This window comes from Streptomyces sp. NPDC018031 (assembly GCF_044327625.1).
GTDB lineage: Bacteria > Actinomycetota > Actinomycetes > Streptomycetales > Streptomycetaceae > Streptomyces.
On record NZ_JBIRFT010000007.1, the window covers coordinates 224,759 to 238,754 of the forward strand.

Annotated in this window: 12 protein-coding genes; 8 read left to right on the top strand and 4 right to left on the bottom strand. The window is 71.3% G+C overall.

The features are described from left to right. Positions 1 to 25 precede the first annotated feature (25 nt). Positions 26 to 1,309: an ATP-dependent Clp protease ATP-binding subunit ClpX gene (gene clpX, locus ACH4B3_RS18990; RefSeq protein ID WP_398464012.1), complete on the top strand. Its 1,284-nt coding sequence runs from the start codon at positions 26 to 28 to the stop codon at positions 1,307 to 1,309. 74 nt (positions 1,310 to 1,383) lie between these two features. Here clpX and ACH4B3_RS18995 read toward each other — a convergent pair whose 3' ends face one another. The 4 genes from ACH4B3_RS18995 to ACH4B3_RS19010 all read right to left on the bottom strand — a co-directional run bounded on the left by ACH4B3_RS18995 (position 1,384) and on the right by ACH4B3_RS19010 (position 5,557). Then, complete coding sequence (locus ACH4B3_RS18995) at positions 1,384 to 2,370, bottom strand: hypothetical protein (protein WP_398464013.1); 987 nt, start codon at positions 2,368 to 2,370, stop codon at positions 1,384 to 1,386. Between the two features lie 36 nt (positions 2,371 to 2,406). Beyond that, complete coding sequence (locus ACH4B3_RS19000; protein ID WP_398464014.1) at positions 2,407 to 3,444, bottom strand: hypothetical protein; 1,038 nt, start codon at positions 3,442 to 3,444, stop codon at positions 2,407 to 2,409. Positions 3,445 to 3,569: 125 nt separating this feature from the next. Continuing rightward, the gene (locus ACH4B3_RS19005) at positions 3,570 to 4,628 is read right to left on the bottom strand and encodes a hypothetical protein (RefSeq protein ID WP_398464015.1); all 1,059 of its coding nucleotides are present in this window, start codon (positions 4,626 to 4,628) and stop codon (positions 3,570 to 3,572) included. A gap of 26 nt (positions 4,629 to 4,654) precedes the next feature. After that, positions 4,655 to 5,557 (bottom strand): hypothetical protein, encoded by a 903-nt coding sequence (locus ACH4B3_RS19010; protein ID WP_398464016.1) that lies wholly within the window; start codon positions 5,555 to 5,557, stop codon positions 4,655 to 4,657. A 154-nt stretch (positions 5,558 to 5,711) separates the two neighbouring features. On the opposite strand from ACH4B3_RS19010, the gene ACH4B3_RS19015 reads away from it, so the two are divergent. From ACH4B3_RS19015 to mreD, 7 genes are all read left to right on the top strand, one after another. Then, the gene (locus ACH4B3_RS19015) at positions 5,712 to 8,372 is read left to right on the top strand and encodes a valine--tRNA ligase (protein WP_398464017.1); all 2,661 of its coding nucleotides are present in this window, start codon (positions 5,712 to 5,714) and stop codon (positions 8,370 to 8,372) included. 102 nt (positions 8,373 to 8,474) lie between these two features. Then, on the top strand, positions 8,475 to 9,998 hold the full coding sequence (locus ACH4B3_RS19020; protein ID WP_398464018.1) for a bifunctional folylpolyglutamate synthase/dihydrofolate synthase: 1,524 nt from the start codon (positions 8,475 to 8,477) through the stop codon (positions 9,996 to 9,998). A 1-nt stretch (position 9,999) separates the two neighbouring features. Further along, a complete protein-coding gene (locus tag ACH4B3_RS19025) occupies positions 10,000 to 10,344 on the top strand; it encodes a DUF4233 domain-containing protein (protein WP_398464019.1) in 345 nt (114 codons plus the stop codon). A 103-nt stretch (positions 10,345 to 10,447) separates the two neighbouring features. Continuing rightward, the gene (ndk, locus tag ACH4B3_RS19030) at positions 10,448 to 10,861 is read left to right on the top strand and encodes a nucleoside-diphosphate kinase (RefSeq protein WP_398464020.1); all 414 of its coding nucleotides are present in this window, start codon (positions 10,448 to 10,450) and stop codon (positions 10,859 to 10,861) included. 296 nt (positions 10,862 to 11,157) lie between these two features. Then, positions 11,158 to 12,177 (top strand): rod shape-determining protein, encoded by a 1,020-nt coding sequence (locus tag ACH4B3_RS19035; protein ID WP_398464182.1) that lies wholly within the window; start codon positions 11,158 to 11,160, stop codon positions 12,175 to 12,177. A gap of 111 nt (positions 12,178 to 12,288) precedes the next feature. After that, positions 12,289 to 13,236, top strand: coding sequence for a rod shape-determining protein MreC (gene mreC / locus ACH4B3_RS19040; RefSeq protein WP_398464021.1), 948 nt, complete (start codon positions 12,289 to 12,291; stop codon positions 13,234 to 13,236). 6 nt (positions 13,237 to 13,242) lie between these two features. Further along, positions 13,243 to 13,941 (top strand): rod shape-determining protein MreD, encoded by a 699-nt coding sequence (gene mreD / locus ACH4B3_RS19045; protein WP_398464184.1) that lies wholly within the window; start codon positions 13,243 to 13,245, stop codon positions 13,939 to 13,941. Positions 13,942 to 13,996 lie beyond the last annotated feature (55 nt).

The following is a 13,996-nucleotide window of genomic DNA, read 5'->3' on the forward strand; positions in this document are numbered from 1 at the left end:
ATCCCAGGCGAAGGGGAAGCACCTCGTGGCACGCATCGGTGACGGCGGCGATCTGCTCAAGTGCTCGTTCTGCGGGAAGAGCCAGAAGCAGGTGAAGAAGCTCATCGCAGGCCCCGGTGTGTACATCTGCGACGAGTGCATCGACCTCTGCAACGAGATCATCGAGGAGGAACTCGCGGAGACCTCCGAGGTGCGCTGGGAGGAACTCCCCAAGCCCCGCGAGATCTACGAGTTCCTCGAGGGGTACGTGGTCGGCCAGGAGGCCGCGAAGAAGGCGCTCTCGGTCGCCGTCTACAACCACTACAAGCGGGTCCAGGCCGGTGAGAACGGCAGCCACAAGGACGACGGCATCGAGCTCGCCAAGTCCAACATCCTGCTGCTCGGGCCGACCGGCTCCGGCAAGACGCTGCTCGCCCAGACCCTCGCCCGGATGCTCAACGTCCCCTTCGCCATCGCCGACGCCACCGCCCTCACCGAGGCCGGCTACGTCGGGGAGGACGTCGAGAACATCCTGCTCAAGCTGATCCAGGCCGCCGACTACGACGTCAAGAAGGCCGAGACCGGCATCATCTACATCGACGAGATCGACAAGGTCGCCCGGAAGAGCGAGAACCCGTCGATCACCCGGGACGTCTCCGGCGAAGGCGTCCAGCAGGCGTTGCTGAAGATCCTGGAGGGCACCACCGCCTCGGTGCCGCCGCAGGGCGGGCGCAAGCACCCCCACCAGGAGTTCATCCAGATCGACACGACGAACGTGCTGTTCATCGTGGGCGGTGCGTTCGCCGGGCTGGAGAAGATCATCGAGTCGCGGGCGGGCGCCAAGGGCATCGGCTTCGGCGCCACCATCCGCTCCAAGCGGGAGATCGAGGCCAGCGACCAGTTCCAGGAGGTCATGCCGGAGGACCTGGTGAAGTTCGGGATGATCCCGGAGTTCATCGGCCGGCTCCCGGTCATCACCTCCGTCCACAACCTCGACCGCGAGGCGTTGCTGCAGATCCTGGTCGAGCCGCGGAACGCGCTGGTCAAGCAGTACCAGCGGCTGTTCGAACTCGACGGCGTGGAGCTGGACTTCGACCGCCCCGCCCTGGAGGCCATCGCCGACCAGGCGATCCTGCGCGGCACCGGCGCCCGCGGCCTGCGCGCGATCATGGAAGAGGTGCTGATGTCGGTGATGTACGAGGTGCCGTCCCGCAAGGACGTCGCCCGGGTCGTCATCACCGCCGACGTCGTCCACGCGGGCGTCAACCCGACCCTGGTGCCGCGCACCCGCGGCGGCGAGACCGGCGAGCGCCACGAGAAGAGCGCCTAGCGCGCCCGCGGCGGAGACGCGGAAACGGCGGAGGGCCCCGGATCCCCGGGGCCCTCCGCCGTTTCCGGTGGTGCTCAGGCCGACCGGCGCCCGTTCTCGTACAGCTCCGCGGTGAGCTTGGCGGCCGCCTCCAGGTCCAGGTCCTCCTCGGCGGTGACGTCCGCGTCGAGGTTCACGACCATGCCGGCGTCCGTCTTCTCCGCCCAGGCGCACACCGCGGCGTAGTACTCGCCGTAGAGCTTCACGCCCTGGCAGTCCACCGCCGGGCCGTCGGAGCCGTCCGGCCGGCTGGTCTTCCGGTCCTTGAGGAACTCCGCCTCGGTGTCGCCCTTGAGGTACCCCTTGAACATCTCGTCCTTGATCTTCGCCGGGTCGTTGATGTCGCCGTACATCCCGGAGAAGGACAGGCCGGATTCCGGGTTGTCGGTGCGGGTGTAGCGCGCCAGGACGGAGGTGGCGCCCTCCGGCATGCTGTCCTGCACGCTGGTGCCCTCGGCCTTGAGGTCCTCGGTCCCCTTGTCGAGCTCGTACACCTCGCTGCCCAGCGTCTTCGGCGGGACCAGCTTCATCGCCCCGGCGTCCTCGTCGCCGCCGGTCAGCACCACCACGCCGACCGCCACCGCGGCGACCACCACCACCGCGGCGGAGGCCACCGCGATGATCTTGGTCCGGTCCTTCCGCGGGCCCGGCGGGGCCGGGGCGGGCGGCGGCTGGCCGGCGCCCTGGTCGTACGTGCCGGGCGCCGGCGGGTAGCCGTACCCCTGCTGCGGCTGCCCCGGCTGCTGCTGGGGGTAGCCGTAACCCGGCTGGGGCGCGGGCGCCCCGCCGGTCTGCGGGTAGCCGTAGCCCTGCTGGGGGTAGCCGTAGCCGGACTGCCCGCCGTACCGGCCCGAGGGGTCGGCGGGGGGCTGCGGGGCGCCGTAGGAGCCCGGAGGATCGGCCGGGGTCTGGGGCGCGCCGTAGGAGCCCGGCGGGTCCGCCGGCGGCTGTCCGCCGTCGTACGGGCCGGGCTGCCCGCCTCCGTACGGGCCGGGCTGAGGGGGCGGCTGGTTGTAGCTCAATGGGGTCCTCTCGGGCTCGCTGCCGGTGTGCGGGGGCTACGCGGCCGGGACGAGCGCGTCCTTGCGGACCTTCGTCGCGATGGCCGCCGCCTCCTCGATCGACTTGGAGGAGGTGGGGGAGTCGGAGACCACCGCGATCTCGCCGACCGCGTGGTCGTCGGCCCAGATGCAGACCGGGAAGTTCACGCTCATCCCCGACTTGCTGACCTTGAACTCCTGGCACTTCATGACCGTGCCGTCGAAGCCCTCCGGCTTCACCCGCTCCGGCCGGCCCAGCGGCTCGATCTTGGGGTTGCTGGACAGCCGGACGCTCGCGTGCTCCAGCTGGAACGTCTCGTTCACGGCGCGGTCGGCGCTGGTGACCTTGCCCCAGCTGCCGTTGAACTGCAACGTACCGCCGGACTCGCTGCCGGTGCCGTCGTACTTGGCGGCGATCGGGTGCGGGTCCTCCAGACCGGGGATGTCCTTCTGGGCCAGTTTGTCGGCCTCGGTCATGTTGTCCTCGTTCTTGCCCTCCCCCACCCGGCTCCAGTTGCCGGCCAGCAGCTTGGGGGTGTCCAGCTTCATCTTCTGCGCGGGGGCGGGGGCGGTGGTGCCCTCGTTGCCGCCGTTGCCACCGGGGACCACGACGTCCGTGGTCTCCTTCCCCTTGGCCTTCTTCTTCTTGCCGTCGTCGTCACCGCCGTCGAGCAGCAGGAAGCCGCCCACGATGGCGCCGACCACGACGACCGCGCCGACGGCCAGGGCTATCGCCTTGTTCTTGTTGCCGCCGCCCTGCGGGGGCACCGGCGGCTGCGGGGCGCTGAACCCGTCGGGCTGCCCGTAGGGCCCCGGCTGGCCACCGGGCTGCTGCCCGTACGGGCCGGGCTGCTGGGGCTGGGCGTAGGGGTTGGGCGCGCCGGACTGGCCGGGGTACCCGTAACCGCCCTGCGGGGCCTGCTGCGGCTGTCCGTACGGTCCGGGCTGGGCCGGCTGCTGGGGTTGGCCGTAGCCCGGCTGGCCGGCCGCACCGCCCTGGCCGTAGGGGCCGGGCTGCTGCGGCTGGCCGTAGGGGCCGGGCTGGTTGTAGCTCATGTCAGTCCTCTTGCTTCCGTATGCCGATCGCTGCTGTTTCTCGAGGCGCGGGGGGTGTCGGACGGCGGCGGGGCGGGAACACCGCCCCGCCGGTCACATCGGGAGGCGGCGGGCCGCCCCGCGGGTCACCGCGAAACGCGGATCTCCTTGCGGACGTCGGCGATGGTCTTGGCGGCCTCCTCGGTGGACAGCGGGCTGCCCATGTCCACCAGGGCCACCACGGCCACCGTGCTGTGGTCCGCCCAGCCGCAGATCGGGATGGACGCCGGCATACCGGGCTGCGCCTGCTTGAACTTCATGTCCTGGCACTTCATCACCGCGCCGTCCAGGTTCGCCGGGGCCTGCGCCTGGGGGCTGCCGGTCAGCTCCACGTCGCCGTCGCCCGCCAACTCCTTCTGCCCCTCGGCGAAGATGGCGTCGAGCGCCTTGTCCGGGTCCGAGATGTCGCCGTAGGCGCCGAACACCGACAGCGCCTTCATCGAGGTCAGCTGGGACGGGTCGGGCGTGGCGGAGGGGCCGAGGGTGCTGTACTCGGCCTCCACGCCGGTGCCCTCGCCGGTCATCGTCAGCCCGGCCTTGTCCTCGGAGGACAGCGCGTCGGAGTCCTCGCCGCCGTCGCTGAGCTTGAACTCGCCGAGCACGGTCGGCGGGGTGCTCAGCTTGTGCGGCCCGTCGTTCTTCAGCCCGCCGCCCGGGCCGCCGTTGCCGCCCGGCACCTTGACCGACTCGTTGCCCTGGTTGCCCTTCTTGTCGTCGTCACCGCCGTCGAGCAGCAGGAAGCCACCCACGATGGCGCCGACCACGACGACCGCGCCGACGGCCAGGGCTATCGCCTTGTTCTTGTTGCCGCCGCCCTGCGGGGGCACCGGCGGCGGGGCGTTGAACCCGCCCGGCTGCGGGGGCTGCCCGTAGGGCCCGGGCTGGCCACCGGGCGGCTGCGGGGGCTGCCCGTACGGCCCGGGCTGGCCGCTGGGCGGCTGCGGGGGCTGGCCGTAGGGGCCGGGCGGCTGCTGGGGGTAGCCGTAGCCCGGCTGGCCGCCGGGCGGCTGCTGCGGGTACCCGTACCCGGGCTGGCCGGCCGGGGCGCCCTGGCCGTAGGGGCCGGGCTGCGGGGGCTGCTGGCCGTAGGGTCCCGGCTGCTGGGGCGGCTGCTGCCCGTAGGGTCCCGGCTGGTTGTAGCTCATGTCCGTCCTTACTGTTCCGCTTGTTGCTATCGGTCGATCTCGACGCGTGCGTCGCTGCGAACCTTGACGGTGAGGTCGGCCGCGTCCTTCAACGACATGCCACTGCCCAGGACCCCTGCCGCGGGGTCGGTCATCACCGTGACACCCAAGGTGTCCTCATCACCCCAGACGCACGCGGGGGCGTCCATGGATCCCTGGTCCGACGTCAACTTCACGGCCTGACATTTCAGTACATCTCCGTCGAATCCCTCGGGGGTGAACTCCTCGGGACTGCCCTGCGCCTCCGCCGTGCCGTCGTCCTCCAGGGCCGACACCACCATCGCCAGGGCCATGTCCGAGCCGCGGTCCGGGTCGACGACCTCGCCCCAGAAGCCGGTGAACTTCATCAGCTCCCCGCCCGAGGTCTCGTAGTCGGCCGACACCACGTGGGCGTTCTCCACCCCGGGGACCTGCCGTGCGCTCTGCCCGCCCTCGGAGAGGTCCTTCTCCCCGGTGCCCTCGCCCTGCCGCTCGTACTTCCCGGCGAGCTTCGGCGGCGTCGCCACCTTGTACGGGCCGCTCTCGCCCGAGCCGGTGAGCAGCACCGCCGCGGTCACCGCGGCGGCCACCGCCACCGCCGCGCCGACGGCTATGCCGATCTTCAGGCCGGTGCGGGAACGCCTGGGCGGCAGCTGCCCGTAGGGGCCGCCGGGCTGCGGCAGGCCACCGTAGGGGCCGGGCTGCTGCGCATAGGGGTTCTGCTGCGGGTAGCCGTAACCGGGCTGCGGCTGGTAGTACGGACCCGGCGCCGGATAGCCGCCCTGCTGCGGGTAGCCGTAGCCCGGCTGCGGACTGTACGGGTGCGGCACCGGTGGCTGCTGGCCTCCGCCGTACGGACCCGGCTGACCCCCGTAGGGACCGGGTTGCGGCGGCGGCTGGGAGTAGCTCATCGGGCCTCTCTTCGATGCTTCTTCTCTGCTTCTTCTCTGCGTCTTCGGTGCGCGCGACAGTTGCGCAACATCCTTCCCGACGCCTGTGGCTCCCTTCAGCCCGGGGCGGCAACGGGTTCGTAACGGAGTGCCCCGGCCCCGTAGACTGGCCGTCGTGACCGAGAACACTCAGCAGAGCCCCGCGAGCGGGCCGAACAGCCACCCCGAACTGCCGACCCAGTACACACCGGCCGATGTAGAGGGGCAGCTGTACGAGCGCTGGGTAGAGCGCGGTTACTTCGAGGCGGACGCGGACAGCGCCAAGGAGCCCTTCACCGTCGTCATCCCGCCGCCCAACGTCACCGGCTCGCTCCACCTGGGGCACGCCTTCGAGCACACCCTCATCGACGCCGTCACCCGCCGGAAGCGGATGCAGGGTCACGAGACCCTGTGGCAGCCCGGCATGGACCACGCCGGCATCGCCACCCAGAACGTCGTGGAGCGCGAGCTGGCCAAGGAGGGCAAGTCCCGCCACGACCTGGGCCGCGAGGCGTTCGTGGAGCGGGTGTGGCAGTGGAAGGACGAGTCCGGCGGGCAGATCTCCGGCCAGATGCGCCGCCTCGGCGACGGCGTCGCCTGGTCGCGTGAGCGCTTCACCATGGACGAAGGGCTCTCCAAGGCCGTCCAGACGATCTTCAAGAAGCTCTACGACGACGAGCTGATCTACCGCGCCGAGCGGATCATCAACTGGTGCCCGCGCTGTCTGACCGCCATCTCCGACATCGAGGTGGAGTACCAGGACGACGACGGCGAGCTGGTCTCCATCCGCTACGGCGACGGAGAGGCGTCCATCGTGGTGGCCACCACCCGGGCCGAGACGATGCTCGGCGACACCGCGGTCGCCGTCCACCCGGACGACGAGCGCTACCGGCACCTGGTGGGCACCGAGATCGAGCTGCCGCTCACCGGCCGCCGCATCCCGGTCGTGGCCGACCCGCACGTCGACCCGGAGTTCGGCACCGGCGCGGTCAAGGTCACCCCGGCCCACGACCCGAACGACTTCGAGATCGGCCGCCGGCACGACCTGCCCAACCTGACCGTGATGGACGACCACGCGGTGATCACCGCGCACGGCCCGTTCCAGGGGCTGGACCGGCTGGAGGCGCGCAGCGCCATCGTCGGCGCGCTGCGCGCCGAGGGCCGGATCGTCGCCGAGAAGCGCCCGTACACCCACTCCGTCGGCCACTGCTCCCGCTGCAAGACCACCATCGAGCCGCGGCTGTCCATGCAGTGGTGGGTCAGGACCGGCCCGCTGGCCAAGGCCGCGGCCGACGCCGTCCGGGACGGCCGGGTGAACATCCACCCCGAGGACATGTCGAAGCGCTACTTCGACTGGGTCGACAACATCCACGACTGGTGCATCTCCCGCCAGCTGTGGTGGGGGCACCGCATCCCGGTCTGGTACGGCCCGGACGGCGAGATGGTCTGCGTCGGCCCGGACGAGGAGCCGCCGTCCGGCGAGGGCTGGCACCAGGAGACCGACGTCCTGGACACCTGGTTCTCCTCCGGCCTGTGGCCGTTCTCCACGCTCGGCTGGCCGGAGCGGACCGAGAGTCTGGCGAAGTTCTATCCGAACTCCATCCTCGTCACCGGCTACGACATCCTCTTCTTCTGGGTCGTCCGGATGATGATGTTCGGGCTGTACGCGATGGACGGCACCCCGCCGTTCCACACCGTCGTGCTGCACGGCATGGTCCGCGACCAGTTCGGCAAGAAGATGTCGAAGTCCTTCGGCAACGCGGTCAACCCGCTGGACTGGATGGACAAGTACGGCTCCGACGCGGTCCGCTTCACCCTGGCGCGCGGCGCCAACCCGGGCGTCGACGTGCCGATCGGCGAGGACTGGGTCCAGGGCTCCCGGAACTTCGCCAACAAGATCTGGAACGCCACCCGCTTCGCCCTGATGAACGGCGCCACGGTGGACGGCGAACTGCCCCCCGCCGCGGAACTGTCCGCCACCGACCGGTGGATCCTGTCCCGGCTGAACGCCGTCGTCGCCGAGGTGGACGCGTACTACGAGGACTACCAGTTCGCGAAGCTCTCCGACACCCTGTTCCACTTCGCCTGGGACGAGGTCTTCGACTGGTACGTGGAGCTGTCCAAGACCACCTTCGCCAAGGGCGGCGCGGCCGCGGACGCCTCGCGGCGGGTGCTGGGCGAGGTGCTCGACACCACGCTGCGGCTGCTGCACCCGGTGGTGCCGTTCGTCACCGAGGCGCTGTGGACCTCCCTCACCGGCAAGGAGTCGGTGGTGGTCGCCGAGTGGCCCACGGCCGTGTCCGTCCCCGGCGCGGACACCCCGGGCGGCTTCCGCGACGCGGCCGCCGAGCAGGAGATCGGCACCGTCCAGCAGGTGGTCACCGAGGTCCGCCGGTTCCGCTCCGACCAGGGTTTGCAGCCCGGCCAGAAGGTCCCGGCCCGGCTCGGCCTGGACGGCACGGCGCTGGCCCCGCACGAGGACGCGATGCGCGCGCTGCTGCGCCTGACGCCGCCCGGCGACGGCTTCACCGCCACCGCGTCGCTGCCGGTCGCGGGGGCCACGGTGGCCCTGGACCTGTCCGGGGCGATCGACGTGGCCGCCGAGCGCAAGCGGCTCGCCAAGGACCTCGCGGCCGCCGAGAAGGACCTGGCGCAGACCACGGCCAAGCTCGGCAACGACGCGTTCCTCGGCAAGGCCCCCGATCATGTGATCGAGAAGATCCGTGCCCGGAAGGCCGCCGCCGAGGCCGACATCGCCCGGATCACCGCGCAGTTGGCCGCGCTCCCGGAGAGCTGACGCCCCCCGTGGCGCATCCCCGCCGCCCCGGACCGCCCGGTCCGGGGCGGCGGTGTCGGTCGCGGCCGGAGGTTGCCGCGGTGGCCTCGTAGACTTGGCACCGTGAGCGAGCCCCCACAGCACGAGCCCGACCCGTCCGCCACGCCCGACGACGCCTTCGACGAGATCGTCGACGCCGAGACGGACCGCGACCCCGACCTCGCGGTGATCGAGGCCGGCAGCCGAACCCTGCGCACCCAGGCCGGGCCGCCGCAGGGCGACCAGGTGCCCGCCCGCCCGCTGGACCCGGAGACCGACCGGGCGCTGCGCGAGGTCGAGGCCGAGCTGGCCGGCCGCTGGGGCGAGACGAAGCTGGACCCCTCGGTCCAGCGCATCGCGACCCTGCTGGACATCCTCGGCTCCCCGCACCGCGCCTACCCCGCCATCCACATCACCGGCACCAACGGCAAGACCAGCACCGCCCGCATGATCGAGTCGCTGCTGGGCGCCTTCGACCTGCGGACCGGCCGCTACACCAGCCCGCATGTGCAGTCGGTGACGGAGCGGATCAGCCTGGACGGGGCGCCGATCTCCGCCGAGCGGTTCATCGAGACGTACCGGGACATCCAGCCGTACATCGAGATGACCGACGCCCGGCAGGAGTACCGGCTGTCCTTCTTCGAGGTGCTCACCGCCATGGCGTTCGCCGCGTTCGCGGACGCCCCGGTGGACATCGCGGTCGTCGAGGTCGGCATGGGCGGCACCTGGGACGCCACCAACGTGATCGACGGCAATGTCGCGGTGGTCACGCCGATAGCGCTGGACCACACCGACCGGCTGGGCACCACCCCGGAGGAGATCGCGGTCGAGAAGTCCGGGATCATCAAGAAGGACGCCACCGCGGTGCTCGCCCAGCAGCCGGTGGACGCCGCCTCGGTGCTGCTCAAGCGGGCCGTCGAGGTGGACGCCACGGTGGCCCGGGAGGGCCTGGAGTTCGGTGTGCTCAGCCGCGAGGTGGCGGTCGGCGGGCAGTTGCTGACGCTGCGCGGGCTGGGCGGCGAGTACCCGGAGGTCTTCCTCCCGCTGTACGGCGCGCACCAGGCGCACAACGCGGCGGTGGCGCTGGCGGCGGTCGAGGCGTTCTTCGGGATCGGTTCGCAGCACGCCCGCACCCTGGACATCGACACCGTCCGCCGCGCCTTCGCCTCGGTGACCTCACCGGGGCGGTTGGAGGTGGTGCGGCGCAGCCCGACCGTGGTGCTGGACGCCGCGCACAACCCGGCGGGCGCGCGGGCGGCGGCCGAGGCCGTCACCGAGGCGTTCGGCTTCAGCCGGCTGATCGGGGTGGTCGGAGCCAGCGGCGACAAGGACGTCCGCGGCTTCCTGGAGGCGTTCGAGCCGATCTTCGCCGAGATCGTGGTGACCCGGAACTCCAGCGACCGGGCGATGGACGCGGACGCCCTGGCGCAGGTCGCGGTCGAGGTGTTCGGCGCCGAGCGGGTCCAGGTCGAGCCCCGGCTGGACGACGCGCTGGAGGCGGCGATCACCCTCGCCGAGGAGGAGGGCGAGTTCGCCGGCGCCGGTGTGCTGGTGACCGGTTCGGTGATCACCGTCGGCGAGGCACGACTGCTGCTCGGAAGGGGCTGAGATGCGCACGCTGTGTGCGAGCACGCTGATCGGTGAGTTCATGGTGATCGGCTTCGCCGGTCTGGTCGCGATGAACACCTCGGACCTGTCGACCGGCACCGTGTGGGCGGTCAGCGGCACGGCCATGGTGCTGTGCCTGCTGCTGTGCGGGATGGTCAACCGGCCGGGCGCGGTGCAGGTGGGCTGGGCGCTGCAGATAGCGCTGATACTGAGCGGCGTGGTGGTGCCCACGATGTACTTCCTCGGCGCGGTCTTCGCCGGGCTGTGGTGGGCGTCGGTGCACTTCGGCCGGAAGGTCGACGAGGCCAGGGCCCGGTTCGCCGCGCAGGCGTCCGAGGCGTCCTAGGCCCGGGCGGGGCGCGGGAGGCCGTGCCGGGTGCGGCGTGCCGTCCGAGCCCCTGTAGCCTCGGGCGCACTGCACCCGTCCGCCCTACAACAGGAGCCGCATCATGACTCAGCGCACCCTCGTCCTCCTCAAGCCCGACGCCGTCCGGCGGGGCTTGGTCGGCGAGATCATCGGCCGGATCGAGCGCAAGGCGAACTGGTCCGTCACCGCGCTGGAACTGCGTACCCTGGGCCGCGACATCCTGGAGCAGCACTACGCGGAGCACGTGGGCCGCCCGTTCTACGAGCCGCTGGTGGAGTTCATGTCCTCCGGTCCGGTCGTGGCGCTCGTCGTCGAGGGCGAGCGGGTGATCGAGGGAGTACGGGCGCTGGCCGGCCCGACCGACCCGATCCAGGCCCCCAGTGGGACCATCCGGGGGGACTTCGGCACCATCGTGCGGGAGAACCTGGTGCACGCCTCCGACTCGGAGGAGTCCGCGCAGCGGGAGATCAAGATTTTCTTCCCCGGTCTGGCCTGACGCTCCGTCACCGCCTGACCGCCTCTGACCGGGGGCGACCGAGTAAAAATCGGTCGCCCTCCGGTATACGCGGGCCGATCGGGGGAACGCGACACCCCGACACGACGTCTCCCTTGGAGGAGGCGGGCGCTCCTTCCGCCGACAATGGCTCAAGGACCCTCACGTCGAGTCCGGGCGACCGAGACTACGATGAAAGCTTCCGCGCCTCGCAGCGCACCCTTTTCCTGCTCCCTGCCGACCTCAAGTAAGCATTCGCTCCAGTTGGGAAGGCCAGACGTATCCTCATGGGGAACAACATGTCGTTCATCGGCCGTGACATGGCTGTCGACCTCGGGACCGCCAACACGCTGGTGTACGTCAGGGGCCGCGGGATCGTCCTCAACGAGCCGTCAGTCGTCGCCATCAACACCAACACGGGCGGGATCCTGGCCGTGGGCGCCGAGGCGAAGAAGATGATCGGCCGGACCCCTGGCAACATCGTCGCGGTCCGTCCGCTCAAGGACGGTGTGATCGCCGACTTCGAGATCACCGAGCGGATGCTCCGCTACTTCATCCTGAAGATCCACAAGCGGCGCTACCTCGCCCGGCCGCGCGTCGTGGTGTGCGTGCCGTCCGGTATCACCGGAGTCGAGCGCAGGGCCGTCATCGAGGCGTCCACCCAGGCGGGCGCCCGCCAGGTGCACATCATCGAGGAGCCCATGGCCGCCGCGATCGGCTCGGGCCTCCCGGTCCACGAGGCCACCGGCAACATGGTCGTCGACATCGGCGGCGGTACCACCGAGGTCGCCGTCATCTCGCTGGGCGGCATCGTCACCGCCCAGTCCATCCGGGTCGCCGGTGACGAGTTGGACAACGCGATCATCCAGCACGTCAAGAAGGAGTACAGCCTGCTCCTCGGCGAGCGCACCGCGGAGAACATCAAGATCACTATCGGCTCGGCGTACGAGAGCGAGCACGAGGAGCACACCGAGATCCGCGGCCGCGACCTGGTCAGCGGTCTCCCCAAGACCGTGGTGATCTCCGCCGCCGAGGTCCGCAAGGCCATGGAGGAGCCGGTCAACTCCATCGTCGACGCGGTCAAGACCACCCTCGACAAGTGCCCGCCCGAGCTGTCCGGCGACGTCATGGACCGCGGCATCGTCCTCACCGGCGGTGGCGCGCTGCTCCGCGGCCTCGACGAGCGGCTGCGCGCCGAGACCGGCATGCCGATCCACATCGCGGAGGACCCGCTGGACTCCGTCGCGCTGGGCTCCGGCAAGTGCGTCGAGGAGTTCGAAGCGCTGCAGCAGGTGCTGGACGCCCAGCCCCGCAGGTGACCTCCGGTCACCGTCGCGTCCCGCCGTACGGACGCCGGTGAAGTCCGTACGGCGGCACGCTGGTATACAGGCAAAAGGTCCGACTCCTACGAGGAAGGCACGTCGCCGCACGTGAGGGACACACGAGAGAGCCGCCTGCTCCTGGTGCTGCTGGTCGCCATCGCGTTCGCACTGATCACGGTCGATATCAGAGGCGGCGAGGACTCGCCCCTCGACGGTGCCCGGGAGACCGCGGCCTCCGTCTTCGGCCCGGTGGAGGAGAGCGTCGCCGGAGTCGTCGACCCGGTCGGCAACGCCATCGCCGCGGTGCGGGACTCCGACGAGCGCCACGACCGCATCAGCGACCTCGAACGAGAGAACGCCGAACTCAAGCAGCGGCTCGGCAGCGACGACCGCAACCGCGCCCGCGCCACCGAGTTCGACAAGATGCTCGCCACCGCCGGCCGCGGACAGTACGGCATCACCGGCGCCGAGGTCATCGCCATCGGCAGTACCCAGGGCTTCTCCTGGACCGTCACCATCGACGCGGGCAGCAGGGACGGCATCCGCCGCGACATGACCGTGATCAACGGCGACGGGCTGGTCGGCCGGGTCACCACCGTCGGCCGCTCCACCGCCACCGTGCTGCTCGCCACCGACCCCGACTTCACCGTCGGCACCCGGATGGAGAAGACCGGCGAGATCGGCTTCGCGAACGGCCAGGGCGACCGGCCGCTGCGGGTCCAACTGCTCAACGGCAAGGCCAAGGTGAAGAAGGGCGACCGGCTGGTCACCTTCGGCTCCCGCGGCGACCGGCCGTTCGTGCCCGGGGTGCCGGTCGGCGAGATCGTCCGGGTCGACACCCTGGACGGCGGGCTGACCCGCACCGTCCAGGTCCGCCCCTACGTCGGCTTCACCAAGCTCGACATCGTCGGTGTCGTCACCGAGCCGCCGCGCGCGAACCCCCGCGACTCCGTGCTGCCGCCCCGCCCGGCCGCCCCCAAGCCCAAGCCCGCGCCGAAGCCGAAGGTCACCGTCACGGCCACCCCGCCGGGTCGTGACGCCGCCACCAGGAGCTGACCGATGCTGCGCCTCAACCGGATCCTGCTGTCGACCCTCCTCGTGGTCGTCGCCCTCGTCACCCAGGTCTGTGTGCTCGCCCGGCTGAACCTGCCCGGCGCCGTCCCCGACCTGCTGCTGCTGGTCGTCCTGGGGCTCGCCCTGGTCTACGGCCACACCTCCGGCGCGCTGATCGGCTTCGGTGCCGGACTGCTCGCCGACTTCGCCCCGCCCGCCGACCACGCCGCCGGCCGCTACGCCCTGGTGCTCTGCGTCATCGGCTACCTGGCCGGCCTCGCCAAGCCGGAGACCGGCCAGCTGCGCTCCGCCACCGGCCCGATGCTGGTCGTGGTGGCCGGCGCGGTCGGGTCCACCCTGCTGTACGCGGGTGTCGGCTCGCTCGTCGGCGACGACGCCGGCGGCCACGCGGGCCTGGCCAAGCTGCTGTTCACCGCCGCGCTGTACGACCTGCTGCTGGCGCCCTTCACGGTGCCGCTGATCATGGCGGTGGCGCGGCGCACCGACCACGACCCGCGGGTGGACAGCACCGGCGGCGGCTCCGGCGGCGGCGACAACGCCTACCGCTGGCTCACCTCGGCCAGGCGCAGCGCCCGCGGCGGCCGGCTGGGCAAGGCCGCGCGGGTCGGCAACCAGGGCGGCGGCAGCCTGCTCGCCAAGAACCGGGCGAACAAGGCCGGGCGCATCAAGGGGGTCAAGCGACTGTGAACCCGGTGCCGCCGCCCTCCCCGGCCCACCCGAGCACGTTCCCGTCACCCCTCAC